Source organism: Sphingomonas zeicaulis (assembly GCF_050433225.1).
GTDB lineage: Bacteria > Pseudomonadota > Alphaproteobacteria > Sphingomonadales > Sphingomonadaceae > Sphingomonas_D > Sphingomonas_D zeicaulis.
In genome coordinates, this window is sequence record NZ_JBNPXQ010000001.1 from 1,570,892 (window position 1) to 1,597,020 (window position 26,129).

The 26,129-nt window shown below is 66.3% G+C and carries 19 protein-coding genes and 1 pseudogene; 9 read left to right on the forward strand and 11 right to left on the reverse strand.

The features are described from left to right. Positions 1–21: 21 nt before the first annotated feature. From bktB to FHS96_RS07435, 3 genes are all read right to left on the reverse strand, one after another. The gene (gene bktB / locus FHS96_RS07425) at positions 22–1,215 is read right to left on the reverse strand and encodes a beta-ketothiolase BktB (RefSeq protein WP_429588832.1); all 1,194 of its coding nucleotides are present in this window, start codon (positions 1,213–1,215) and stop codon (positions 22–24) included. A 181-nt stretch (positions 1,216–1,396) separates the two neighbouring features. After that, positions 1,397–3,007 carry a family 43 glycosylhydrolase gene (locus FHS96_RS07430; RefSeq protein WP_429588833.1) on the reverse strand — a complete coding sequence of 537 codons (1,611 nt, stop codon included), beginning with the start codon at positions 3,005–3,007 and terminating at the stop codon, positions 1,397–1,399. Positions 3,008–3,017: 10 nt separating this feature from the next. Continuing rightward, a complete protein-coding gene (locus tag FHS96_RS07435; protein ID WP_429588834.1) occupies positions 3,018–3,998 on the reverse strand; it encodes an alpha/beta hydrolase in 981 nt (326 codons plus the stop codon). Between the two features lie 160 nt (positions 3,999–4,158). On the opposite strand from FHS96_RS07435, the pseudogene FHS96_RS07440 reads away from it, so the two are divergent. Continuing rightward, positions 4,159–5,496: pseudogene (locus FHS96_RS07440) on the forward strand (pectate lyase family protein); the annotation flags it as partial. Between the two features lie 66 nt (positions 5,497–5,562). Then, entirely contained in the window at positions 5,563–5,916 is a 354-nt protein-coding gene (locus tag FHS96_RS07445; protein ID WP_429589680.1) for a cupin domain-containing protein, read from the forward strand. A 192-nt stretch (positions 5,917–6,108) separates the two neighbouring features. On the opposite strand, the gene FHS96_RS07450 is transcribed toward FHS96_RS07445, so the two are convergent. From FHS96_RS07450 to FHS96_RS07470, 5 genes are all read right to left on the reverse strand, one after another. Next, complete coding sequence (locus FHS96_RS07450; protein ID WP_429589683.1) at positions 6,109–7,689, reverse strand: carboxylesterase/lipase family protein; 1,581 nt, start codon at positions 7,687–7,689, stop codon at positions 6,109–6,111. Beyond that, positions 7,676–8,686: a PfkB family carbohydrate kinase gene (locus FHS96_RS07455; protein ID WP_429588835.1), complete on the reverse strand. Its 1,011-nt coding sequence runs from the start codon at positions 8,684–8,686 to the stop codon at positions 7,676–7,678. Before FHS96_RS07455 ends, FHS96_RS07450 begins: the two co-directional genes overlap by 14 nt. Before the next feature lies 1 nt (position 8,687). Then, complete coding sequence (gene kduD / locus FHS96_RS07460; RefSeq protein WP_429588836.1) at positions 8,688–9,443, reverse strand: 2-dehydro-3-deoxy-D-gluconate 5-dehydrogenase KduD; 756 nt, start codon at positions 9,441–9,443, stop codon at positions 8,688–8,690. Positions 9,444–9,597: 154 nt separating this feature from the next. Continuing rightward, a complete protein-coding gene (gene kduI, locus FHS96_RS07465; protein ID WP_429588837.1) occupies positions 9,598–10,431 on the reverse strand; it encodes a 5-dehydro-4-deoxy-D-glucuronate isomerase in 834 nt (277 codons plus the stop codon). Between the two features lie 54 nt (positions 10,432–10,485). Next, complete coding sequence (locus FHS96_RS07470; protein WP_429588838.1) at positions 10,486–11,538, reverse strand: LacI family DNA-binding transcriptional regulator; 1,053 nt, start codon at positions 11,536–11,538, stop codon at positions 10,486–10,488. Positions 11,539–11,666: 128 nt separating this feature from the next. Between FHS96_RS07470 and FHS96_RS07475 the strand changes: the two genes are divergently transcribed. The 4 genes from FHS96_RS07475 to FHS96_RS07490 all read left to right on the forward strand — a co-directional run bounded on the left by FHS96_RS07475 (position 11,667) and on the right by FHS96_RS07490 (position 19,209). Then, the gene (locus FHS96_RS07475) at positions 11,667–12,458 is read left to right on the forward strand and encodes a 2-keto-4-pentenoate hydratase (RefSeq protein ID WP_429588839.1); all 792 of its coding nucleotides are present in this window, start codon (positions 11,667–11,669) and stop codon (positions 12,456–12,458) included. 29 nt (positions 12,459–12,487) lie between these two features. Further along, a complete protein-coding gene (locus tag FHS96_RS07480) occupies positions 12,488–13,762 on the forward strand; it encodes an MFS transporter (protein WP_429588840.1) in 1,275 nt (424 codons plus the stop codon). Positions 13,763–13,781: 19 nt separating this feature from the next. Beyond that, on the forward strand, positions 13,782–15,260 hold the full coding sequence (locus FHS96_RS07485) for a UxaA family hydrolase (protein ID WP_429588841.1): 1,479 nt from the start codon (positions 13,782–13,784) through the stop codon (positions 15,258–15,260). A 334-nt stretch (positions 15,261–15,594) separates the two neighbouring features. After that, a complete protein-coding gene (locus tag FHS96_RS07490; protein WP_429588842.1) occupies positions 15,595–19,209 on the forward strand; it encodes a beta strand repeat-containing protein in 3,615 nt (1,204 codons plus the stop codon). Here the strand turns inward: FHS96_RS07490 and FHS96_RS07495 are convergent. After that, on the reverse strand, positions 19,206–20,399 hold the full coding sequence (locus FHS96_RS07495; RefSeq protein WP_429588843.1) for an MFS transporter: 1,194 nt from the start codon (positions 20,397–20,399) through the stop codon (positions 19,206–19,208). The genes FHS96_RS07490 and FHS96_RS07495 overlap by 4 nt on opposite strands. After that, entirely contained in the window at positions 20,396–21,547 is a 1,152-nt protein-coding gene (locus FHS96_RS07500; RefSeq protein ID WP_429588844.1) for an alkene reductase, read from the reverse strand. Before FHS96_RS07500 ends, FHS96_RS07495 begins: the two co-directional genes overlap by 4 nt. Before the next feature lie 103 nt (positions 21,548–21,650). On the opposite strand from FHS96_RS07500, the gene FHS96_RS07505 reads away from it, so the two are divergent. Next, a complete protein-coding gene (locus tag FHS96_RS07505; protein WP_429588845.1) occupies positions 21,651–22,529 on the forward strand; it encodes a LysR family transcriptional regulator in 879 nt (292 codons plus the stop codon). 41 nt (positions 22,530–22,570) lie between these two features. After that, positions 22,571–23,809: a kynureninase gene (gene kynU / locus FHS96_RS07510; RefSeq protein ID WP_429588846.1), complete on the forward strand. Its 1,239-nt coding sequence runs from the start codon at positions 22,571–22,573 to the stop codon at positions 23,807–23,809. On the opposite strand, the gene FHS96_RS07515 is transcribed toward kynU, so the two are convergent. After that, a complete protein-coding gene (locus FHS96_RS07515) occupies positions 23,802–25,082 on the reverse strand; it encodes a cytochrome P450 (protein ID WP_429588847.1) in 1,281 nt (426 codons plus the stop codon). The two genes, kynU and FHS96_RS07515, sit on opposite strands and share 8 nt — an antisense overlap. Before the next feature lie 147 nt (positions 25,083–25,229). Here FHS96_RS07515 and FHS96_RS07520 point away from each other — a divergent pair, with 147 nt between their 5' ends. Then, complete coding sequence (locus FHS96_RS07520; protein WP_429588848.1) at positions 25,230–26,072, forward strand: SDR family NAD(P)-dependent oxidoreductase; 843 nt, start codon at positions 25,230–25,232, stop codon at positions 26,070–26,072. Positions 26,073–26,129 lie beyond the last annotated feature (57 nt).

Below are 26,129 nucleotides of genomic sequence, written 5' to 3' on the forward strand. Positions count from 1 at the left end.
CGACCGCGCGCCGCGCGTGCGTCACGCTTGCGGGCGCTCGATGACCAGGGCGATACCCTGCCCGCCGCCGATGCACATCGTCACGAGGCCATAGCGGCCGCCGACACGCTCAAGCTCGTAGATCGCCTTCACCGTCAGGATCGCGCCGGTCGCGCCGATCGGATGACCGAGCGAGATGCCCGAGCCGTTGGGATTGACCTTGTCAGGATCGAAGCCCAGCCCCTTCGCGACCGCACAGGCCTGCGCCGCGAACGCCTCGTTGGATTCGATGACGTCGATCTGGTCGAGCGTCAGCCCAGCGCGCTCCAGCGCGATCGGCACCGCCTTGACCGGGCCAATGCCCATCACCGCCGGCTCGACGCCGGCATGGCCCCAGCCGAGGATCCGCGCCATCGGCTTGAGCCCGCGCGCCTCGACCGCCTTGCCGCTCGCCAGCACCAGCGCCGCCGCGCCATCATTGATGCCGCTGGCATTGCCCGCGGTGACGCTGCCATCCTTGCGGAATGCCGGCCGAAGCGCGGCGAGGCTTTCCGCGGTGGTTTCGGCGCGGACATGCTCGTCGGCCGCGAACAGCCACGTGCCCTTCCGCTCCTTCACCTCGATCGGCAGGATCTGGCTGTCGAAACGCCCTTCCGACTGCGCCTGCGCAGCGCGGCGGTGGCTCTCGGCGGCGGCGGCATCCTGTTCGGCGCGGTCGATGCCGTGGCGCTCGGCGACATTCTCCGCGGTGATGCCCATGTGAAAGCCCTCGAACGGGTCACTCAGCACCTCGATCATCACGTCGACCATCTCGATCGCGCCCATCTTCTGCCCGAAGCGCGCCGAGGACACATGGTGCGGCGAACGGCTCATCACCTCCGCACCGCCGGCAACCGCGACCTCGCACTCGCCGAGCGCCAGCATCTGCGCGGCGGAAACCACCGCCTGCACGCCCGAGCCGCACAACCGGTTGAGCGTCAGCGCCGGCGCCTCGACTGGGATGCCGGCGTTCACCGCGGCAACGCGCGCGAGATAGGCATCCTTGGGAGTGGTCGCGATCACCTGCCCCATCACGACATGCTGCACGTCCGCCGGCACCAGCCCCGCGCGATCGATCGCCTCGGCGATCACGCGCTTGCCGAGTTCGGCGGGCGCGAAATCCTTCAGGCTGCCACCGAAATCACCGATCGCCGTGCGCACGCCGGCAACGATATAGACGTCGTTCTGCTCGCTCATCGCCATCCTTCAGCTTCGTTGCGTAGAGCCACGGGCGGTCTCAACGCGCATCCTCAATCCCATCGAGAGCCGATCATCGCCGGCCCTTTCCCGCTCGAGGCTGCCTTTTGGATAGCTGGCCGCCGACCGCAAGTGAAAGTTGCGGTCGGCAACCGAACGAAAATGGAATGACGTCGGGGCGTTATAGCGCCCGGAACACGAAGTTGCGGAACGCCACCGTGCCGTTCCCCGCCGCATAGAGCCCCGGCCGCAGCATCAGGAAGCCGCCGCGGACATTGTGGTGATAACCCGACACCTCCATGCCACGATCGAACCGCTCCCACGTCTTTCCGCCGTCAGCGCTGAGATGATAGGAAACGATGTGTTCGCGGTTGGTGACGCGCATGCGCATTTTGCGGCCATATTTATTCGCCGGGCGGCCCCGCTCGATGCCATATTGATGCGTCACGAAGCGCTTCTCATCGAAGCCGAGCCCGCAATAAAGCATCTTGTCGTAGAAGAGCACGAGGCCGGCGGTGGTGCCCGGCGCCAGTTCGATATCGCATTCGAACTGATAGGAGCGGTCACCAGCGATCAGCACCAGCGGCGAACTGTCGCGCGGCGAGACACCGGATCCCTGCAGCAGCAGCGCGCCATTCTTCACCGTCGCGCGCTTCGCCTCGTCTGGCCCAGGCGCGAAGAAGTTCCACTTGCGGCCGAGGTCGAGCGTCTTGAAATCATCCGTCAGCGCCAGGCCGTGTGGCCCGACGACGCTGCCGCCCTTGGGCTTGACGATCGGCTGCGACAGATCCCCGCCGGTCATCTCGAACCAGCCATCGTCGGTCCAGCGGACCGGATCGAGCAATGTCTGGCGGCCGAGCGTCCAGAAGCCGTTCTCGAAGCCGTGATAGACCGACCACCAGTCTCCGCCCGGCCCCTCGACCAATGTGGCATGGCCGCGCGACCACCATTTTTCCGAGATCTGCGCGGTATGGACCAGCGGATTGCGCGGATGATGTTCCCACGGGCCGTTGATCGAGCGCGAACGCGCGGCGATCACCATATGGCCAGTCGGCGGACCGGCGGTGCCGCCGACCGCGGTGACCAGGTAGAAATATTCGCCACGGCGGGTGACCTTGGGCCCCTCGGGCGCGAAACCCTCAACATCCCAGGTGTCGGGATAGCGCCACGGGTCATAGACATGCTCGACTTCGCCAACGGTCTTGAGGCCATTGTCACTCAGACGAATGCGGTCCCCGCCCGACAGGAACAGCCAGCGCGATCCATCCTCGCCCACCGCGTGGCCGGGATCGATATGGTTGGGCAGCACGAGATCGATCGGCTCGCTCCACGGCCCGGTGATCTTGTCCGCCCACAGCACATAGCTGGTGTTGGGGTTCGCCTTGACCGGCACGTAGAGGTAGTAACGGCCCTTGTGCTTGCAGAGTTCTGGGGCCCAGACCGAGCCGATGTTGCGGGTGAGCGCGGCGGTCAGCGGTGTCCAGTTCACCAGGTCGCGCGAGTGCCAGATGATCAGGCCCGGATAGGAATCGAAGGTCGAGAAGGTCATGTAATAATCCTTCCCGTCCTTGAGGATCGACGGATCGGGATGATCGCCCGCCATGATCGGGTTGAGGAAGGTGCCGTTGCCCAGATCGGCGATGCGCTGATTGTCGAAGCCGCGCCGCCAGTTCGCGGCAGGCTTGGCACCGCCAGCGCTGGCAGCGCCGGATTGCGCCAGCAGTGGCGTGGCGGCGGTTCCGGCGGCAGCGGCCGATGCGGCCGCCATCATGTCGCGACGGGTGAAGGTCATTCTCAATCCCTTATGCAGCGAAGAGGCCCCGGGACATCGCCCAGGACAAATAGAGGTCGGGCCAAGCCGCCGCCGGCTTGCCTGCGATCCGGCGAATGCCGAAGCCGTGGCCGCCCTGAGCGAACAAATGCGTATCGACCGGGATGCCGCGATCGCGCAGCGCCTGACGCAACAGCAGGCTGTTGGCGACTGGCACGGTCTCGTCATCCTCGGCATGGACGAGGAAGCAGGGCGGTGCATCCGCCGGCACGTTGCGGTCCGGCGAGTGGGCGCGTTCCAGTTCGGCGGTCGGCGCATCGCCCAGCAGGTTGGTGCGTGAGCCGGAATGCGCGTTCGGCAGGCTCATCGACACCACCGGATAGATCGGCGCCGCCAGCATCGGCCGTGCCGGCAGACGGTCAGCTGCGTCGACAGGTGCATAGACCGGCGCAGAAAAGCGCGCCGCGAGGTCGGCGCAAACATGGCCGCCTGCGGAAAATCCCATCGCCGCCACCCGCGCCGGATCAATGCCGAACTCGGTCGCGCGGTGGCGGACCAGCCGCATCGCGCGCTGCGCGTCCGCCAGCGGCGCATCCGGGCGCGTTGTCCAGCCATCGGCGGGGAGCCGGTAGAACAGCACGAAGGTGGTGATCCCACGATCGGCGAGCAGCGGCGCCAGTTGATAGCCCTCCTTGTCGATGACGACGCGGCTATAGCCACCCCCGGGCGTGATCAGCACCGCGGCGCCATTCGGCTTCGCGGGCCGGAACAGCGCCATGCGCGGCTGGGCGATCTTCGTCATTGCACGGTCGCGCAAGGCGGGATCGGTGCTGCGTTCGACGATCTCCTCGACGGGCAGCGTGGCGGGCGAGCCCGGCGGGCGCCCCGGCCACAGCGGGATCATCGCATCATGATCGCGCAATGCCCCGGCAGCCTTCGCCAAAGCGGGCGCCGCCCCGACAGCGAACGCACCTGCCACTACCGTCCGCCGATCGACCCCGATCATTCGCATCCTCCCGAACCCGCATCACCGGCACTTATCTCGCTGACGCTTTCTGGACACCGGTGTCAAATCTCACTTGCAGGCTCATGACCCTGATGTCAAGAAATGCCGGGAGAGGAGATCAACGATGATGAAGCCGATGCAGGGCTGCATCGCGGCCACCGCCCTGATGCTGGCCGCGATCATCGCCGCACGGACTGAAGCCGCCGACAAGGCCAGGAAAGCGGCCTTCCCTGGGGCGGTCGGCTGGGCGGCGCAGACGCCAGGCGGTCGGGGTGGCAAGATCATCCGCGTCACCACATTGGCGGCCGATGGCCCGGGCAGTTTCAAGGCGGCGCTGGAGACCAAAGGGCCGCGGATCATCGTGTTCGAGGTCGCCGGCGTCATCGACATGCAGCGCAAGTCGCTGAAGATCGTCGAGCCCTATGTGACGATCGCCGGTCAGACCGCTCCCTCTCCCGGCATCACATTGATCCGCACCGGCATCGACATTGCCACGCACGATGTGGTGATGCGCCATATCCGCGTGCGCACCGGCGCCGATGGCGATCCGCCGATGAGCGGGTGGGAAGCGGATTCGCTGTCAACGATCGCAGCGTCCAACGTGATCATCGACCATTGCACCTTCAGTTGGGCGGTCGACGAGAATATGTCGGCGTCGGGCCCGCGCTTCACCGGTGACGGACCGCAGCAATGGCGCGCGGGCACCTCGCACGACATCACATTCTCCTACAATCTCGCGGCCGAAGGGCTTGCCAATTCCAGCCACCCCAAGGGCGAGCACAGCAAGGGCACGCTGATCCACGACAATGCCAGCGGTATCCTGATCTACCGCAATCTCTACGCGCACAATCTCGAGCGCAATCCGCTGCTCAAGGGTGGCGTGCAGGCGGAACTGGTCAACAACATCATCTACGATCCCGGCGAGCGCGCGGTGCATTACAACCTGATGGCGCTCGAATGGGCGGGCCATCCCTATGAGAAGGGCAAGCTGACGGCGCTCGGCAATGTGTTGCGCGGCGGCACCTCAACCGCGCCGGGGCTGCCCTTCCTGATGCTCGGCGGCGATGGCGACCTCGAATATCATGGGCGGGACAATCTGGCGGTCGACCGCTTCGGCAAGCCGCTGCCCGCCTTCGGTCGCTATGGCGAGACGCGCGCCAAGCTGATCGAGACCGCGACGCCGCCGGTCGCCTGGACCGGGCTGGACGTGCTGCCCGCACAGGATGTGGAAACGCATGTGCTGGCGCAGGTCGGCGCCCGGCCCTGGGATCGCGATGCGCATGACGTGCGCGTGCTGTTCTTCGTCGCGGAAGGGCGCGGCAGCATCATCGACAGCGAGAAGGAAGTCGGCGGCTACCCCAAGCAGGAACCGACCCGCGCCCCCTTCGTCGAGGCCGACTGGGATATCGACACGATGGAGCCACGTTCGGGCCGCTATCCCGGGCAGAAGGAAGCCATGACCGAACATATGTCGCCGCGCGACCGCCAGATGCGTCAGGCCCCCGCCGCGTCGCACGCGGCCGAGGGTAGCGCCCACCCCGCACCGGCTGCGACCGTCAAGGCGCCGCCGATGGCGGTGATCGACGAGCGCGACGTTGTGAGGGATGAACCGACCCCGCACGGCAAGATCGGCATGAGCACCGCCTATCGCATCAGCGACGCGGTGCCGCAGCCGCGGACGATGGAGTTTCGCAAGCGCGTGCTTCACGTCGGCTCGGCGATCGGGATCCACCCGATCGCGCATGACGAGGTCTATTATGTGGTATCCGGCGAGGGCGAGGTGGAGTCGGACGGCGAGAAGAAGCGGGTCACTGCGGGCATGACCGCCTATCTCTACACCGGCGCGCAGGTGGGCATCCGCCAGCTTGGCAAAGAGCCGCTGAGCCTGATCATCAGCTATCCGGTGGTGAAGACGGCAGAGTAAAAAGGGGGCGCTCACCGAGCGGGCGCACCCTGCCCTTTCAACCGTTTGTGTCGAGCGAAGTCGAGACACCGGCTCCGGCGTACGTGACTCGTCCTCGACTTCGCTCGAGACGAACGGAGAAGAAAGGCCGTCGCGAACCGTTGGGAGATAAGAGGCGATCATAAGCGATCAGGTTCGAAAACCTGACCGCCCTCAAATCCCCGGCTGTATATAGGGCCCACGCGCGAACAGCGCCCGTTCCCAGCCGCGCGGATCCGCCTCGACCCGGCTGGTCGTATCGAAGATCATCGTCGCCCGATCCTCCAGCCGATACTGCGGCCAGGGTGAGAGCGCGCCGCCATTGGGGTCGCCGGTTCGCGCGAACGCCAGATAGCGGTCCATCACCGCCTTGGAGGCCGCCCGCGCGCCCTCGCCCGTGCCGGTCAGCGAGCCTTCGGCATCCAGCGTGCCGAACGCCAGCGGGATATCCATGCCGTGCGGAGCGCCGCGTTCGGGCTTCACTGGTGACGAAAAATCGACCTGATAGACCCAGGTCGGCGCGCCAGCGCGGGCGCGGGCCTGCGCCTCGATCACCTGCCCCGGCCAGCTCCGCCCCGCAGTCGTCGCGGCGTAGAGGATGCGCTCGGGGCTCCAGTCGGGGAATTTCTGGCGATATTGCGCGACCACCCATTCGGGCAGCAGATCCACCTTCAGCTCGGGCCCGAGCCGTTCGGCGAGATTGTCCCAGTTGAGCCCCCGCAGCTTCGGGCCCTTGGGATCGATGAAGGCGCGCGTCTCGTCATGCGTGTTGCCGAGCATCATCGGGATCGCGTTGGACTGCGGGTTGGCGTCCGGCCAGAACGGGTGGCGGTCCAGCCACTTCATGTCGAGCACCGGCCCCATATAGAGGCCGCCGCCGAGGATCGGATCCTCCGCCTCGAGTCCGGCGATCAGCCGGTCGACCGGCATCGTCAGCAGCGGTGAGAGGTCGCTCGCCGACACGCCGAGTTTCTTCAAATAGGCGTCCGTCCGCTTGGTCGCGTTCATCGGGCCGGAGGCGGTCACCTGCTGGCCGCTCATCGTGATCGCGCGGCTGAAGAGGCCCTTCGCCGCGGGCATCCCCATCATCGTCGCGATCTTGGCGCCGCCGCCCGACTGGCCGAACACCAGCACGCGTGACGGATCGCCGCCGAACGCCGCGATATTGTCCCGCACCCATTGCAGCGCGAGGATGAGGTCGAGCTGGCCGACATTGCCGCTGTCGGCGAAGCGCGGATCGAGCCGGGCGAGGTAGAGATAGCCAAGCGCGTTGAGCCGATGGTTGATCGTCACGACCACGACGTCGCCGGTCGCCGCCAGCCTGTCACCATAGTTCAGCGGATCGATGACGCTGCCGTTCGAATAGGCGCCGCCATGGATATAGACCAGCACCGGCCGCTTCGCGCGGGCATCGGGCCCCGGCGTCCACAAGTTGAGGAACAGGCAATCCTCGCTCTTGCGATCCTGCTTGCCCTGTTGCGGGCAGGAGGCGGCGAAGGCAGTCGCCTCGACCACGCCGGACCAGGGTTCGGCCGCGCGTGGTGCCTGGAAGCGGTGCGTGGCGGTGTCCTGACCGTAGCGCAGGCCAAGGAACACGTGCAGCCCGCTCTCCACCGTCCCGCGCACGCGGCCGAGGGTGGTGGTGACGGTGGTGCTGCGTGTGGCCGCTCTGACCGGCGCCGCCGCCAGCGCGGCGACCGCGAGCGAACCGCCGGCGAGCGCCGCCCGCCGGCTGATCCCTTCAGCGGCGGACATCGCGATGCCCATCGAGAAACGCCTGCAGGTCCGCCTTGGTATGGAACGAAGCATCCCCAGGCAGCGCATGCTTGAGTACGGTCAGCCCGAGCCCGGCTTCCGCCGCGCGCTCCAGATCCGCCTCGTCGTCGAGCAGCACGTGGAGCACGCCCGCAGCGAACGCATCGCCTGCGCCGATGCGGTCGACGATGCCGGAAACCACCACTTCGTCGGTCTGGACGAAGCGGTCGCGGGCGTCGATTCGGGCGGCGATGCGGTTGTGGTCGCTGTCGTCGGCCTGGCGGGCGGTGGAGGCGATGATGCGCAGGTTCGGGAACGCCTCGAACGCGGCGTCGGCGGCTTCCCGCCTGCGGTCGGAGCCGTCGCCGGAGAAGGCGCGGCCGAGCAGGAGGGCGACGTCGCGGTGATTACCGAACAGGATGTCGGCCATGCCGATCAGCTCGGTCAATGTCGTGCGCGGGTCACTGTCCCACGCTTCCCACAGGCGCGCGCGGTAATTGCCGTCGAAGATCAATGTCAGGCCGCGATCCTTGGCGGCGCGCGCGGCGGCGATCGCCATCGCCGACGACGCCGGCCCGAGTGCGGGGGTGATGCCCGACATGTGGAGGTGGGTGGCGCCGGCGAAGGCGGCATCCCAGTCGAAATCGCTCAGCTCTGCGGTGGCGAAGGCGCTGCCGGCGCGGTCATAGACCACTTCGGCGGCGCGCTGGCCGGCGCCCGGCGTCAGGAAATAGAGGCCCATCCGCTCGCCGCCGGTGGCGACGGTCGAGCAGTCGACTCCAGCGCCGCGCAGCACCGACAGCGCCAGCGCGCCCAGCGCATTGTCGGGCACCCGGCTCACCATCCGCGTGGCATGGCCGAGGCTGGCGAGGCCGATCGCGACATTGGCCTCGGCGCCGCCGACATGGAGGTCGAGGCTGCGCCCCTGGACGATCAACTGCTTGCCCGGGGGCGAGAGGCGGATCAGCAGTTCGCCGAAGAAGAGCGGGCGGGCCATCTCAGCGCGCCAGCCAGCCGCCGTCGACCGCCAGGATATGGCCGTCGACATAGTCAGACGCGGACGAGGCGAGGAACACCGCGGCGCCGCCGAGGTCGGAGGGCTTGCCCCAGCGGCCGGCGGGGATGCGCTCGACGATCTGGCGGTTGCGGGTCTCGTCGGCCTGAAGTGCTGCGGTGTTGTTGGTGGCGATATAGCCCGGCGCGATGCCGTTGACGTTGATGCCCTTGGCCGACCATTCGTTGGCGAGCAGCTTGGTGAGGCCGCCGACGCCGCTCTTCGAGGCGGTGTAGCTCGGCACGCGGATGCCGCCCTGGAAGGTCAGCATCGAGGCGATGTTGATGATCTTGCCGCGGCCCTTGGCGAGCATGTGGCGTCCGGCCGCCTGGCTGAGGAAGAAGACCGACTTGAGGTTGGTGTCGATCACCGCATCCCAATCGGCCTCGGTGAAATCGACGCTGTCGGCGCGGCGGATGATGCCGGCGTTATTGACGAGGATGTCGAGCCCGCCCAGCTTCTCGACGGTTTCGGCGACGACGCGACCGACCGGCTCGATCGTCGAGAGGTCGGCGGAGACGATCTCGGCGCGGCGGCCGAGCGCGCGCACCTTCTCGACGGTCTCCTCCGCCGGCGTGCGGCCCACCGCCGCGATATCCGCCCCCGCTTCGGCCAGCGCCACCGCGATCGCCTGGCCGATGCCGGTGTTGGCGCCGGTTACCATGGCTACGGTGCCGCTGAGGTCGAAGATGGTGCTCATGGGGAGGGATCCGTTTTGCAGAAGGGGAGGAGTTTCAATCTTCGTCATCCCGGGCCTGACCCGGGATCCCGTTGCCTTCGCGGCCTCTTCGCTCGCTCCGGTTGGGCGGGCAAGAAGAGGCGGGATCCCGGGTCAAGCCCGGGATGACGGTAAGTTACTGAAGCTGGCAGATATCCAGCACGTTCATGTCGGTATAGTCGAGATTCTCGCCGCCCATCGCCCAGATGAAGGCATAGCTCTTGGTGCCCGAGCCCATATGAACTGACCAGGGCGGGCTGATTACGGCTTCCTCGTTCTGGATGACGATGTGGCGCATCGCGTCCGGCTCACCCATGTAGTGAAATACGCGGTCGCCGCCCTCGAGATCGAAATAGAGGTAGATCTCGCTGCGGCGGTCATGGAGGTGCGGCGGCATCGTGTTCCAGACACTGCCGGTTTCCAGCACGGTCAGGCCGAGAAGGAGCTGCGCGCTCTCGCACACACCGGGTATGACGAGCTGGTAGATCGTGCGCTGATTCGAATTGGCGAGATCGCCGCGGGCCAGCGGGTTGGCCTCGGCGAGCGTGATCTTCTTGATCGGGCAGGCCTTATGCGCCGGCAGCGAGGCGATGTAGAAGCGCGCCTCGGCGCCCTCGAAAATCACCTCCTTCGAGCCCATCGGCACGTAGAGGCATTCCTTGTTGCCCAGTTCGTAGCGCTCGCCGTCCACCGCTACCACGCCGGTACCGCCGATATTGACGATGCCCGCCTCGCGGCGTTCGAGGAAGGGATGACCCTCGGCGGATTTCGGTTCGGTCTGGTCGGGCAGCTTGAGGCTGCCGCCGGCCGGCACCGCGCCGCCGATCACGAAGCGCTCGTTGTGCGAATAGTTCAGCCGGACCTCACCCGTGGCGAACATCTCGGAGACGAGATAACGTTCGCGCAGGCTCTCATTGTCGACGCATTCCATCATCTCGGGGTGCGTCGCGTGATAGGTCTTCTCGAACATCTCGTCCTCCCAATACGAATTGCGTGCGGGACACCGGTGTCAGACTTGTGCTTATCAGCCGCCGAGAGGGGGCGCAACCGACGCGCGCCGGATCAATGTGGAACTGAAGGCGGACGGTTCGCTGACCTGCCCCCCCTCGCCGATCGCCACGCCAATGATCTTGAGCGCCGCCGCGCGGCCCATCGCCATGATCGGCCAACGCACCGTTGACAGCGGCGGCCACACCCGCGTCGTCACTGGCGTATCGTCGAAGCCGATGATCGACAATTCGTCCGGCACCTGGATGCCACGAAGCCGCGCAGCATAAAGCACCCCCGCCGCCATCTCGTCATTGCTCGCGAAGATCGCGGTCGGTCGCGGCGACAGGTCAAAAAGGCTCTCCGACGCCGAAATCCCCGATTCGAATGTATATTGCCCGTCGGCGATCAAACTGCGGGGCAGCGAAATGCCGGCTTCCGCCAGCGCCAGCTCGAAACCGTCCCGCCGCTCCTTTGCCGAGCGGAAGCCGTGCGGCCCGGCGATCAGCCCGATCCGGCGATGCCCCTGCTGGATCAGGTGACGCACCGCCTCCGCCACCGCGTCGCGATCATTCGACACCACCATATGCTCATTGTCGTCGAGCACCGCGGAGCCGACGCGGACATAGCGACAGCCCTCATTGTCGCAGAGCTGCGCGAGTTGGTCATTCTCCGACAGTGGCGGCAGGATGATCACGCCATAAAGGCGCTGGCGGACGATGAAGCCGCGGATATCGTCCATCACCCGCGCGGAGCCGCGATCGACCGGGCGCACGATCAGTTCGAATTCGGTATCGTGCAGCGCCTCGAGCACACCGCGCTGCATGCTGAGGATCATCTGCTGGTTCGGGTTGTCATAGACCATCCCGATCAGGAAGTTGCGCCCCAGTGCCAGCGCCCGCGCCTGCGGGTTGGGTACATAGTTGGTCTCACGGATGATCGCCTCGACCCGCTCGCGCGTCTGCTCGTTGAGCAAGGGCGAACGGTTGATGACGCGGCTGACCGTTTTCTTGGACACCCCCGCCATCCGCGCGATGTCGTTGATCGTGAGCTTGGCAGTGACGGATTCGTCTTGTGCTTTGTTCGCCATAGCTGACCTTATCGCGCGACGTTGCGCGGCACAAACGATCCTCTCCCAATCATCGCTGCCGCGTTGTCTTGTAAGTGACACCGGTTTCTCCTACCACGTGTGCCACGACCATCAAGTGGAGAACAGGTGTGACCTCAGAGGGGATCGCCCATCAATTCGTTGACGCCCGGCTGAGCGCAGGCGTGGTGCCCAATTATCCGGGCGAAATGCCACAATCGCTGAGCGACGCCTATGCCATTCAGGCGCAAGCGATTCCGCGGATGGGCGGCACGATCGGTGGCTGGAAGGTCGGCCGCATTCTGGGCGACTGGGTCGCCCGCACAGGCGGCGCGCACCACCTCGCCGGACCGATCTTCACGAGCACCATCTTCGAGCTCGGTGACGACAGCCCGGCGCTGATCTTCGAGGCGGGTTTCGGCGCTGCCGAGGCAGAGTTCCTGCTTCGCGTGAGCGCAACCCCCGAAGCGGGCAAGACCGAGTTCACGCTGGAAGAAGCCGCGGCGCTGATCGATGCCGTGCATATCGGCTTCGAGATCGCCAGTTCGCCCTTCCCCGGCATCAACGATCATGGTCCGGCGATCACGATCAGCGATTTCGGCAACAATAACGGACTGTTGATCGGCCCCGCCATCACCGACTGGCGCGCCAGCGGCTTCGAGGACGTCGAGGTGACCACAACGATCGACGGCACCGTGGTCGGCACCGGCAAGGCCAGCGCATTCGTTGACGGCACGATCGGGTCGGTGCGCTTCCTGTTCGAGAACCTCGCGCGACGCGGTTTACCGATCACCCCGGGCCAATGGGTCTCGACGGGGGCGGTTACCGGTGTACATAAGGTCACCGTCGGCCAGCGTGTCGAAGCCGACTTCGGGCGGTTCGGAAAGATTGGCTGCACGATCGGGGCGCAGCAGCCGCGCTAGTCGTGGTTGGACGAGGCGAGAGGATAAGAATGGAGAGCGTGGATAAGGCGACCACCAAGGTCGGTCGCTATCGGTGGGTCGTCGTCGCGCTGCTGTTTGCGGCGACAGCGATCAATTATATCGACCGACAGATGATCGGCGTACTTAAGCCGACGTTGCAGGCGGATCTCGGCTGGACCGAGAGCGACTTCGCCACCATCGTCTTCTATTTCCAGCTCGCCTATGCGGTCGGCTATCTGAGCTTCGGCAAGATCATCGACGTACTCGGCGCGCGCGTCGGCTATACCGTCGCGATCATCATCTGGACGATCGCGCATATGGCGCACGGCCTCGCCTCTAGCGTCACGACCTTCGCCATGGCGCGCTTCGGCTTGGGCATCGGCGAATCGGGCAACTTCCCCGCCGGCATCCGTGCCGTCGCCGACTGGTTCCCCCAGCGCGAGCGCGCCTTCGCCATCGGTCTGTTCAACGCAGGTGCCAACGTTGGCGCGATCATCACCCCGCTGCTCGTGCCGCTGCTGGTGCTGTGGTTCGACTGGCGCGTCGCCTTCTACGTCACCGGCATTTTCGGCATTTTGTGGCTGATCGCCTGGTGGGCGCTGTACCGCCACCCCAGCGAGCATCCGAAGATCAGCGCCACCGAACTCGCCTGGATCCGCCAGGATCCGGAGGACACGGTGGAGAAGATCGGCTGGGGCAAGATCCTGACGATCAAGGAAACCTGGGCGTTCGCGCTGGGCAAGTTCTTCATCGACCCGATCTGGTGGTTCTTCCTGTTCTGGCTGCCCGGCTATCTGTTCGAGCGCTACGATATGGATCTCAAGACCTTCGGCCTGCCGCTCGCCGCGATCTATCTGATCTCCGACGGCGGCAGCATCGCCGGCGGCTGGCTTTCGTCGCGGCTGATCAAGGCCGGCTACAGCGTCAACTACGCCCGCAAAATCGCGATGCTGATTGCCGCCGTGTGCGTGCTGCCGATCTTCTTCGCGCAGAGCATCGACAGCGTCTGGATGGCCGTGCTGATCATCGGCATCGCCACCGCCGCGCACCAGGCCTTCTCGGCGAACCTCTATACCTTCCCGTCCGACGTGTTCCCGCGCAGTGCAGTGGGCTCCGTGATCGGCATCGGCGGCACCATGGGCGCGATCGGCGGCATGGCGATGTCGATTTTCACCGGCTACATCCTCGAAGCGACCAATAATAACTACTCGGTCCTGTTCGCGGTGTGCGCGGCTGCCTATATGTTGGCCCTGTTGACCGTCCACCTGCTGTCGCCGCGCCTCGGGCGCGTCAGCGTGGCGTAATCGGGATCGATCCTGAACCATGACCACTGCCGTTCGCATTCACCCTGCCGACAGCGTCGCCGTGACGCTGTCTCCGATCTCCGCCGGCGACGAAATCACCGCCGGCGGGATCACCGTACGCGCCGCACAGTACATTCCATCCGGCCACAAGATCGCGCTGGTGCCGATCGCCGCCGGAGAATCGCCGATCCGCTATGGCTTCCCGATCGGCCATGCGGTTTCGGCGATCGCGCCGGGCGATCATGTCCACAGCCATAATGTCGCAACGTCGCTTGCCATCGATGGCAGCTACAAATACGAACAGCCCGCCGAGCATGAGGCACACGCCCCCGCGCAACGCAGCTTCATGGGCTATCGTCGCGCGGACGGCAGCGTCGGCACGCGCAACGAGATCTGGATCATCCCGACCGTCGGCTGCGTCGGTCGTACCTCTGACAAGCTGGCCGCGATGGCGGAACGCCAGAGCTTCGACGGGATCGACGGCGTCCACGCCTTCCCGCACCCGTTCGGCTGCTCGCAGCTTGGCGACGACCTCGAAGGCACCGGCGCGATCCTCGCGGCGCTCGCCTGCAACCCCAATGCCGGCGGCGTGCTGCTGCTCGGCCTCGGCTGCGAATCGAACCAGCTCGCCAGCATGATCGAGCGGCTGCCGGAGGGGCGGCGTGACCATGTCCGCTGGTTCACCGCGCAGGGCGTCGACGACGAGATCGAACGCGGCATGGAAGCGATCGAGGAACTCGCTCGCCACGCCGCCCAGCAGCGCGAGCCGGTGCCGCTTTCGGCGCTGCGCCTCGGCGTGAAGTGCGGCGGTTCGGACGGCCTGAGCGGCGTCACCGCGAATCCGCTGATCGGCCGCCTCGCCGATGCGGTGGGCGATGCGGGCGGCCATGTGCTGCTGACCGAGATTCCGGAGATCTTCGGCGCCGAGCAGGTGCTGATGGACCGCTGCGTCGACCGCCCGACCTTCGATGCGCTCGCCGCGCTGGTCGGCCGCTTCAAGCGCTACTTCGCCGATCATGGCGAGCCGGTCTCCGAAAATCCCAGCCCCGGCAACATCCGCGGCGGCATCACCACCCTGGAGGAAAAGTCGCTCGGCGCCGTACAGAAGGGCGGCCATGTGCCGGTGACCGACGTCATCTATTACGGCCAGCGCATGACCCGTACCGGCCTGACCGTGCTCGAGGCGCCGGGCAATGACGCGGTCTCAACCACCGCGCTCGCCGCCGCCGGCGCGACGATCACCTTGTTCTCCACCGGCCGCGGGACCCCGCTCGGCAGCCCGGTGCCAACGGTGAAGGTCGCCTCGAACAGTGCGCTTGCCGCCGCCAAGCCGCGCTGGATCGACATCAACGCGGGCGATGCGCTCGATGCCGGCATGGATGCGGTGTTCGAAGATGCGCTCGACACGATCCTCGCCATCGCTTCGGGCACGCCCGCGCGCAACGAGACCAATGGCGAGCGCGGCATCGCGATCTGGAAGCGCGGCGTTACTCTATAAGATTCTCGTCCACGCCTCCCGCCTCTGCGGGAAGCGTGGACGACTCGGCGATGTCGGCACCGCGTGTTCGGAAATGCGGTCGCAGCGGCCGAATGGTCCGGCGCGTTGAGCGCAAAGACTTATTCTCTTGGAAATACATGCGAATATGCTTTCGCTATTGGGTACCGCCAATAGTGAACAACAGCATTCATTGACTTCGCTTCGATAATCGCTTCCGATATTCCGCCGAGAGCAGCGCACCGGTTGTAGACGATTGGCAGTCGTCATGATCGATACATCGATGTTGGTCATGATCCCGATCGTCTGACGACACGGACATGAGGGAGCGGAGAGGATGCCTGTCATCAATGGCACCGCGGGGAACGATACCCTGATCGGGCGGAACGGCGACACGGTCAACGGCCTGGGCGGCAACGATATCATCCACGCCTATAGCGGCGCGGTCACGGTCGATGGTGGCAATGGCTTCGACCAGCTTCGCGTCAGTTATGACGGCGGCAGCGTGCTCAATCTCGATTTCAGGGCGCTCTGGTCAGGCGGCGTCGGCACACTGAACGGAGCGACCGTCAGCAATATCGAGGATCTGATCACGATCGAAGGCAGCCTTGAAAGCGATTTCGTCGCGGCCGGCGAATATGCCACCTCCACCCTCTACGCCTATCTCGGCAATGGTGTGCTGCTTTACGCCGGCAATGACATCGCGATCGGCGGCAGCCTGGAGGACACGGTAAGGGGCGGGTTCGGCGACGATCAGATCGATGGGGGTGCCGGCAACGACGAACTGTTCGGCAATGGCGAGAATTTCGATCCCTACGATCCGTACGACTATTATCCCTTCCCCGGCAGCGACCCGGTAAGCGAGAACGACACGTTGCGGGGCGGCGACGGCAATGACGTGCTGCACGGCAATGGCCAGGTGTTCTACGTCCGCCCGATCTGGAGCGAGGGCTACCCGCCCTTTCCCGGCTTCGGCTACAGCGAGCATGATCTGCTGTATGGCGAGGCCGGCGACGACTGGATCGACGGCGGCGAGGGCGACGACCTGATTGACGGCGGCAGCGGCAACGACACCGCTGCCTATAGCGACCCCGAAAATCGTGCGGGCGTGACGGTGAGCCTTGCGATCGTCGGCGCGCAGAACACGCTGGGCTCGGGCGTGGATACGCTGGTCGGCATCGAGAACATCATCGGCAGCGGGTTCGCCGACACCCTCATCGGCGATGCCGGCGCCAACATCCTGCGCGGCGAAAACGGCAATGACGTTCTCGATGGCGGAGCGGGCGCCGACATGCTGATCGGCGGTCTCGGCGACGATATCTACATCATAGATGCGGGCGACGCGATCACGGAAGTCGCGGGCATCGACACGGTGCGCGCGGGAGCGATGTCGTACACGCTCGCCGCCGGTCTCGAAAATCTCGAGTTCAGCGGCGCTTATCGCGTCGGCACGGGCAATGCGCTCGCCAACCGGATCACCGGCGGTGCCGATGTGCAATCGCTGCTCGGGCTGGATGGCAACGACGTTCTCGACGGCGCGGCGGGCAATGACGTGCTGACCGGCGGCAATGGCGACGATGTGCTGATCGGCGGCGCCGGCAATGATGCATTGCGCGGCAATGATGGCGTCGACACCGTTTCCTATCTCGACGCGGCGGCGGGCGTGACGGTGGCGCTGGCGGTGACCGCCGCGCAGAACACTGGCGGCTCCGGCGTTGATACGCTGAACAGCATCGAGAATGCGATCGGCTCGGCGTTCAACGATGTGCTGACCGGCACCGCAGTTGCCAATCTGATCGAGGGTGCGGGCGGCAACGACCAGCTCGACGGCGGAGGCGGCATCGATACCGCCTCCTATGCCGGAGCGGCCGCGGGCGTTATCGTCAGCCTGCTTACCGGCACCGCGACCGGCGGCGCCGGTACAGACAGCCTGACCGGTTTCGAGAATTTGATCGGATCCGCATTCGGCGACACGCTGGAAGGTGATGGCGGGGTCAATCGCATCGCTGCCGGCGACGGCAATGACAGCATCAGCGGTGGCGCTGGCAACGACACCCTTTTCGGCGAGGCGGGCAACGACACGATCGTCGGCGGTGACGGCAATGACACGATCAGCGGCGGGCTTGGCGATGACGTGATCGACGGCGGCGCGGGCGACGACAGCCTCGACGGCGGCGCCGGTAGCAACACCGTCACCTATGCGCAGGCAACAGCAGCCGTGGTAGCCAGTCTCGTCACTAACACCGCGACGGGCGGCGCCGGCGATGACAGCCTGGTGTCGATCGCCAATCTGACCGGATCGGCCTTTGCCGACACGCTGACCGGCAACAATGCCGCCAACTGGCTGACGGGGGGCGATGGCGATGATCTACTGGCAGGCGGCCTCGGCGATGACATCATTTCCGGCGGCAACGGGATCGACACGGTGAGCTATGCGAGCGCCGGCTACAATGTCGTCGCCAATATCGCGACCGGATTCGTCAGCGGCGGCGCGGGCGGCGATTGGCTGGTCGGCATCGAAAACCTGATTGGATCCGCGTTCAATGACACGCTGACGGGGAATGATGGCGTCAACCTGCTGATCGGTGGCGCCGGCAATGATGTGATGGATGGCGGCCTCAATCTGGACACCGCCAGCTATGCCGACGCATCGGGCGGGGTCCGCGTCAACCTATTGATCACCACCGCGCAGGGCACGATGGGCGCGGGCACCGATACCTTGACCCGCATCGAGCATCTCATCGGTTCGGCGTTCGCCGATACGCTGACCGGCAACACGCTGGGCAATGCGCTGAACGGCGGCGATGGCGACGACCTGATCGAGGGCGGCGTCGGCAATGACATCCTGTCCGGAGGCGCCGGCATCGACACGGCGAGCTATGGCACCGCGACCGCCGCGGTGCGCGTGAGCCTGGCGATCACCACCGTGCAGAACACGCTGGGCGCGAACACCGATACGCTCACCGGCTTCGAGAACCTCACCGGATCGGTTCATGACGATCAGTTGACGGGCGATGCCGGCGACAATGTGCTGACCGGCAACGCTGGCAACGACACGCTGCTGGGCGGTGCCGGCAACGATACGCTCAATGGCGGCGCCGGCACCGATGCAACGAGCTATGCCAATACCGCCGCAGCGGTGACGGTCAGCCTGCTGCTGACGACGGCGCAGGATACCGGCGGCGGTGGCATCGACACCCTCATCTCGGTCGAGAACCTCACCGGGTCCGCCTTCGACGATGTGCTGACCGGCTCCGCGCAGGCCAATCTCATCGTCGGCGGTTTGGGGAACGATCAGATCGATGGCGGCAGCGGCAATGACACGCTCGATGGCGGGGGTGGCAATGACGGCATCAATGGCGGTGTGGGCAATGACATCATCACCGGCGGCACCGGCAATGATGCGATCGACGGCGGCACCAATGTCGACACGATCGTCTATGCGGTCACCAGCGCGGGGGTGAAGGTCAACCTCGCACTCGCGACGGCGCAGGCGGTGGGCGGCGGCCAGGGCGTCGACACGATCGTCAATGTCGAGAATGTCACCGGGTCGGCCTTCGGCGATACGCTGACGGGCAGCACCGGCGCCAATGTGCTGACCGGTGCCGGTGGCGCCGATGTTCTGGCCGGCGGTGGCGGCAATGACCGCTTCGTCTATCTCGCCGCGTCGGACAGCGTGGCGGGCGCGGGTGCCGACCGGATTGCCGACTATGCCGCGGGCGACATACTCGACCTTGCCGGCGTCGATGCCGACGCGACGAGCGGGGCGAGCAACGAGGCATTCACGCTGGTCGGCGCCTTCACCGGCGTGGCGGGCCAACTGACCGCCGCGTTCGATGCCGGCACCAACCAGACGACCTTGCTCGGCGACACCGATGGTGACGGCGTCGGCGATTTCTCGATCCTGTTCACCGGCAACGTCACCACGCTGACCGCCGGCTGGGTGCTTTAGACGACACGCCTGCCGGGGCGGCGCGCGAGCAGTTGCAGCGCCGCCGCCCCTGCGGCGCAGACGACGCCGAGGGCGGCCACCCCGCCCCACCCGCCATGCGCCCAAGCCTGGCTGGCGGCGGCCGATCCGGCCGCTCCGCCCAGGAACATCGTGCCCATGAACAGGGTGTTGATCCGCGCCCGTGCCTCGGGGCGCAGCGCGTAGACGATGTGCTGGTTGGAGACGAGCGAGGCATGCACCGCGAAGTCGAGCAGCACCACGCCGATCGCAAGCCCAACGATCGAGGTCCAGAGCCCCAGCAGGGCCCAGGAGCCAAGCGCGAGCAACGTGCCGATCAAAATCGCGCCGTGCGGCCCACGCTGGTCGGCGATCCGCCCGGCGACAGGCGCCGCGAGCACGCCGACCGCACCGATCACCCCGAACAGGCCGGCGATGTCGGCACCGAAGCCGAAGCGCGGCTCGGCGAGGTGCAACGCCAGCATCGACCAGAACGCCGAAAAAGCGCCGAACATCAGCGCTTGCGTGATCGCCGCCAGCCGCAAAGCGGGGAATTCGCGCCACAGCGACACCATCGTACCGAGCAGCGCCGGATAGCTGAATTGCGTGTCAGGCGCGCTGCGGGGCAGCCGCGATCCCATCCATGCCGCCGCCGCCAGTGCGACCGGCACCGCCAGCCAGAACATCGCACGCCAGCCGAACTGAACCGCGACAAGGCCCGCGATCGCGCGACTGAGCAATATACCGCACAACAGCCCGGACATGACGACGCCCACCGTCGCGCCGCGCTTTTCGGGCGCGGCAAGATGCGCCGCGAAGGGCACGATCTGCTGCGCGACGGTCGCCGCCGCGCCGACGATCAGCGATGCCAGGATCAGGACGGCAGCACTTGGCGAGAGCGCCGCCGCGGCCAGCGCGACGGCCAGCAGCCCGAATTGCAGCATGATCAGCCGCCGCCGCTCATGCAGGTCGCCCAGCGGCACCAACAGAAAAAGGCCGGCCGCATAGCCCAACTGGGTTGCGGTGGGCACCAGGTTGATCAGCCGGTCACCCAGTTCGTGCCCGATCACGCCGAGCATCGGCTGGTTGTAATAGATATTGGCCACCGCGAGGCCGCACGCGGCGGCCATCGCGAAGGTCAGTCCGCGCTCCATGCCGGCGGTCGGCATGGGGGCAGTGCCGGCGCGGCTCACGCGGCAACCTGTTCGGGTTCGGCGACCGCGTCGAGCGTCGGATAGTCGATATAGCCGCGCTCATCGCCGCCATAGAAGCTCGGACGGTGGTAGCGGTTCATCGCCGCCTGCTCGGCAAGGCGCCGGGGCAGATCGGGATTGGAGATGAACAAACGTCCGAAGGCAATCGCATCCGCGCTTCCCTCTTCGATCGCGGCACGCGCGGTGTCGCCGACATAGCCGCCGGCGGAGATCACCGCACCCGGGAAGTTCCGCTTGAGCAGCTTGCCCGCATCGGCTGCGGAGGCATCGATCGCGTTGACGTCGCTGGTCTGGTCGGCGCGCGGCTCGACGACATGGAGATAGGCAAGACCGCGGCGGCCGAGTTCGGTGCCGACATGCGCATAGAGGCTCGCGGGATCGCTGTCGCCCATGCCGTTGAAGCTGCCCCACGGGGAAAGGCGCACGCCGACGCGGTCGGGTGACCAGGCCACGGCAACCGCATCGACCACTTCGAGCAGGAAGCGCGCCCGGTTAGCGATCGCGCCGCCATAACCATCCTCGCGGCGGTTGCTCGAATCCTGCAAGAACTGGTCGATCAGATAGCCATTGGCGCCATGAATCTCGACGCCGTCGAACCCCGCCTCCCGAGCATTGCGCGCGGCCTGCGCGAAATCGGCGACGATGCCGGCGATTTCGTCGGTGGTCAGCGCGTGCGGCAGGACGAGGTCGGCGGGGTCGCCGCTGGCGTCGATATGCGCGAGCCCCTCGGGCAGCACGGCGCTCGGCGCGACCGGGGGGGTGCCTCCGGGCTGCATCGTCGGGTGCGAGATGCGGCCGGTGTGCCAGAGCTGCTGGACGATGCGGCCGCCCTTGGCATGCACCGCCTCGGTCACCAGTCGCCAGCCGGCGATCTGCGCCGCGCTGTGGATGCCCGGCGCCGCGGGATAGCCGCGCGCCTGCTCGGTGATGTTGGTCGCCTCGGTGATGATCAGGCCGCCTTCGCTGGCGCGTTGGCCATAATAGACCGCGTTCATCGCGTGCGGCACGTCGCCGGGCTGCAACGAACGCTGGCGGGTGAGCGGCGGCATCACGACACGGTGGCCCAGGGCGATTGCGCCGAGTTGGAGCGGACGGAAAAGCGGGTCGGAATGAACGGTCTGCGTCATCGGAGGAAACTCGCTGTCAGAAGTGTTGATGCGCATCTAGGCCGATCACGCTTTTCGCTGTAGTGGGCGACATCGGTAGGCCCGCATATCGGAAAGCGATATAATGGATCTTGGCGAGGTCGCAGTGTTCGTGGAGGCGGTGCGCAGCGGCAGCCTTGCCGGCGCGGCGCGGCGGCTGGTGATCACGCCGATGGTCGCATCGCGCCGTTTGGCCGCGCTCGAAGCCGCAGTGGGCACGCGGCTCGTCCATCGGACCACTCGTGCGCTGGCGCTGACGCCGGAGGGTGAAGCCTTTCTACCCTATGCGCAGGCAATGCTGGAAAACGAGGCGGAGGCGCTGGGCGCCATCCGCCCCGCGAGTGCGGGCGCATCCGGGCTGCTGCGCATAACCACCTCGCAGCCGTTCGGACGCAAGGTAGTGACCCCGATGGTCCCCGCCTTCCTTGCGGCCAACCCGGCGGTTCGCATCGACCTGATGCTGACCGACAGCATCGTCGATATCGTGGCGCAAGGCGTCGACCTTGCCATCCGCATCGCGGCGATGCGGGACAGTACGCTGATCGCGCGCAAGCTGGCGGATGGTCCGCGCGGGCTCTATGCCTCGCCCGCCTACATCGAACGGTTCGGGGTGCCGCATACGCTGGCGGACCTTGCCGGGCATGAATGCCTGCGCGCCACCGACATGACGCACTGGCGCTTCCTGGTCGACGGCAAGCCGGTGCGGCAGCGCGTGCATGGCCGCTTCACGTCGAGTTCGTTCGAAGCGCTGCATCGCGCGTGCCTGGAAGGGCTCGGCATTGTCAGCCTCGCCGCGTGGGATGCGCATGACGAGGTTCTGCAAGGCCGGATGGTACATGTGCCGCTGGTCGACGCCCAGATCGCGCCGCTGGCGATCTGGGCAGTGCAGCCGACCACGCGCTTCGTACCTGCCAAGGTCCGCGCGTTCATCGCAGCACTGGAAGCGCATCTTCGGACGCGCTGAGCATGATGGACGCGCAGGGGCCCGCCGCCCTATGCAGCATCATGACCGCGTTTCCGACACTCGACGAGGCGCGCGCGCTTGACGCCGCCGATCCGCTGCGCGACCGCCGCGCCGATTTCACGCTGCCCGATGGGCTGATCTATCTGGACGGCAATTCGCTGGGCGCGCTGCCCCGCCGCACCGCCGGCGCGGTCGCCGACCTCGTCACCCGGCAATGGGGCGAGCATCTGATCGCGAGCTGGAACACGCATGGCTGGATCGACGCTCCGGCGCGGCTCGGCACGCGCATCGCGCCGTTGGTGGGCGCAGCGCCGCATGAGGTGATCGTGGCCGACTCGACCTCCTCCAACATCTTCAAGCTCGCCGTTGCCGCCTGCCGCGCCCGCCCGGGCCGTCGCACGATCCTGTCGGAACCGGGCAATTTCCCGACCGACCTTTATGTCGCCAGCGGCGTCGCCGCGACATTGGGTGTCCAATTGCGCACCGTGCCGGCCGAAGCGCTGGTCAATGCGATCGACGACGACACGGCGGTCGTGCTGCTCACCCATGTCCATTACAAGTCGGGCCATCGGCATGACATGGCGGCGATCACCGCCGCCGCGCAGGCGCGCGGGGCGCTCACCCTCTGGGATCTCAGCCACAGTGCGGGTGCTGTCGCGGTCGATCTCAACGGCAGCAATGCCGACCTCGCGGTTGGCTGCGGCTATAAATATCTGAACGGCGGTCCAGGCGCGCCGGCGTTCCTCTTCGTCGCCGAGCGCCATCAGGCGCTGCTCCAATCGCCGCTGTCAGGCTGGATGGGCCACGCCGCGCCCTTCGCGTTCGACGATGCCTACGCACCCGCTCCCGACATCCGCCGCTTCCTGTGCGGCACGCCGCCGATCGTGGCGATGGCCGCGCTCGAATGCGGCATCGCTAGCTTCGACGGCGTGACGATGGCGCAACTTGAGGCCAAATCGGCGGCGCTGTGCGACATGTTCATCGTCGGCGTCGAGACGCGTTGCGCGGGGCACGGCTTCGCCCTGATCACCCCGCGCGAGGCCTGCCGCCGCGGCAGCCACGTCAGCTTTGCGCACGACGATGCGTTCGCAATCTGTCAGGCGCTGATCGCGCGGGGTGTGGTCGGTGATTTCCGTGCCCCCGAAGTGCTGCGGATGGGATTTACGCCGCTTTATACGCGGTTCGAGGATGTCTGGCGGGCAGTCGAGATCCTCGGTGACGTGATGGACAGCCGGACGTGGGATGATTCCCGGTTCCGGGTCCGGGGCGCGGTCACCTGATCACGGCATCAGCGGGTATGCGCACCGGCACGGTGGTGTAGCCGTTGACGAAGGTCGAGAAGGTTCGCTGCGGTTCTCCCGCCAATTCGATTGTGCGGAATCGGCCAAGAAATTCCTGCCACAGGATCTCCACCTGCAGTTCGGCCAGCCGCGCGCCGATGCAGCGGTGGATGCCGGTGCCGAACGACAGATGCCTGCGCGCATTGGGTCGATCAAGGATGAAGCGATCGGCCTCTTCGAACACCGTCTCGTCACGATTGGCGGAGAGATACCAGAGCACGACCTTCTCGCCCGCCCGGATGCGCTGCCCATCGATTTCCACGTCGCAGGTGGTCGTGCGGCGCATATGGGCGAGCGGCGTCTGCCAACGGATGATCTCGCTCGCCAGATTGCGCGTCAGCGAAGGATCGGCGCGCAGCTTGTCAAATTCTTGCGGGTAGCGATCCAGCGCGACGACGCTGCCGCTCAGGCTATTGCGCGTCGTGTCGTTTCCGCCGACGATCAGCAGCACGATGTTGCCGTAGAACAGAGGGCGGGCCATGTCGCGGGTCTCCGCGCCACCGGCCAGCATCGAGATCAGGTCATCGCCGCCGGGTTCGGCGAGCCGTCTTTGCCACATCGCCTCGAAGGTGCCGAAGCACTCCCGCATGATGCGCAGCTTTTCCTCCTGCGTCTCAACCACACCGGCGCCAGGCATCGATACCATCACGTTGGACCAATGGATCAGGTCGCGTGCGTTTTCCTGCGGGTAGCCGAGCAGCCAGGCGAGCGTGCGCGCGGTGAGTTCCACCGAAACGCGATCCGCCCAGTCGAAGGTCTCACCGACGGGGAGACCATCCAGGATTTCCTGCGACCAGACGCGCACCTGATCGGCGATCAGGGAGACCTGCCTGGGAGCGAAGGCCGGGGCCACCACCCGGCGCTGCGCGGTGTGCGCGGGCGGGTCCATCGAGATGAAGGAAGGTAGAAACTCCTCGTCGGTGGCCGAGGAGCGGATCGTGATCCCGCCATTGAAATGATCCGACGAGAAGCGTTCGGTATCGAGCTCGATCGCCGAAATATCGGCATGGCGCGTGATCGACCAATAGGATCCGAAGAAACCGTCGCGGCAATGATGGACGGGCGCCTCACGCCGCAGCCGCTGCAGATAGCGCTCGGCGAAACCCAGTTCGAACAGGCGCGGCTGGGCAACGTCAATGCGGTCGATCGGCAGGTCGCGAAGCGCTACTTCCAGATCGCGATCGTCGCTGGCGAGGGGCGAGGCTAGGTCCATGTCACTCTCCTTGGTCGGCCTGCCCGTCTCGGCGCCTGCGGCTACCGGCGTGCTACGTCACGCCGCTGCGCGGTTACGGCGGTAGGCTCGTCTTCTTGATTACGGCAGCAACAGCGGCACGTCACCTTGGACATGGACGCGTAGCCCGTGCCCGGCACCTTCCGCGCTTCTGACAGCCGCAGGAGTTTGCCCATGCTTTTCTTACCGTCCGCCACCCCAGACTTGGCTGATCTGCGCACAGTCGTGATTGGCGGCACGTGTGGGATCGGCAGTTCCGTGCGCACCGCGCTGCTCGCGCGCGGCGCAATCGTCTCCAGCGCGGGACGTGCCGAGGGCGTGCTGGAGGGGGTGGACTGCCAGTTGGCCCTGCCCGGCTGCGATGTTCGCTCGGGTGCCGCGATCGTCGAATTCCTGGCCGCCGCGGCGGACGCGATGGGCGGGATAGATGCCGTCATCAACTGCGCATCGAGCTTCACGCTCGGCGAGACCGAGGTTGATTGGAGCATGGCTTTCGAGACCGACCTGATGGGCAGCGTTCGGGTGGTGGAGCAGGCCGTTCCCTATCTTCGCCGCAGCCGGGCGGGTGCGATCGTGCTCACCTCCTCGGTTGTAACGCGCCGCCCCGATCCGCAGCGCCTGGCATATGGCACGATGAAGGCGGCGATAGAGCATTTCACCGCGAGCGCGTCGCTGCGCCATGCGAAGGACGGTGTTCGTATCAACTGCGCGGTGCCGGGTTCGACACACACGGCGATCTGGGACGTGGTGCGCAACCATGTGCCGCAGGTCTATGAGGCGACGATGGCGGATATTCCCCGGGGCCGCCTTGCGGAACCCGATGAGATCGCCTCGGCCATCCTGTTCCTCGCATCGCCGCAGGCCGGCTGGATCACCGGCCAGTGCCTCTCGATCGACGGCGGCCAAGGGCTTGGAACGCGTTCGCTGACCGCGCTCGCACATGCCGACGCGATCCGGCAGACAGCCGCATAGATACGGGCCTGTGAATATTTCTTCTGAAATCAATAGGCTGTTTCCGGTTACATGACT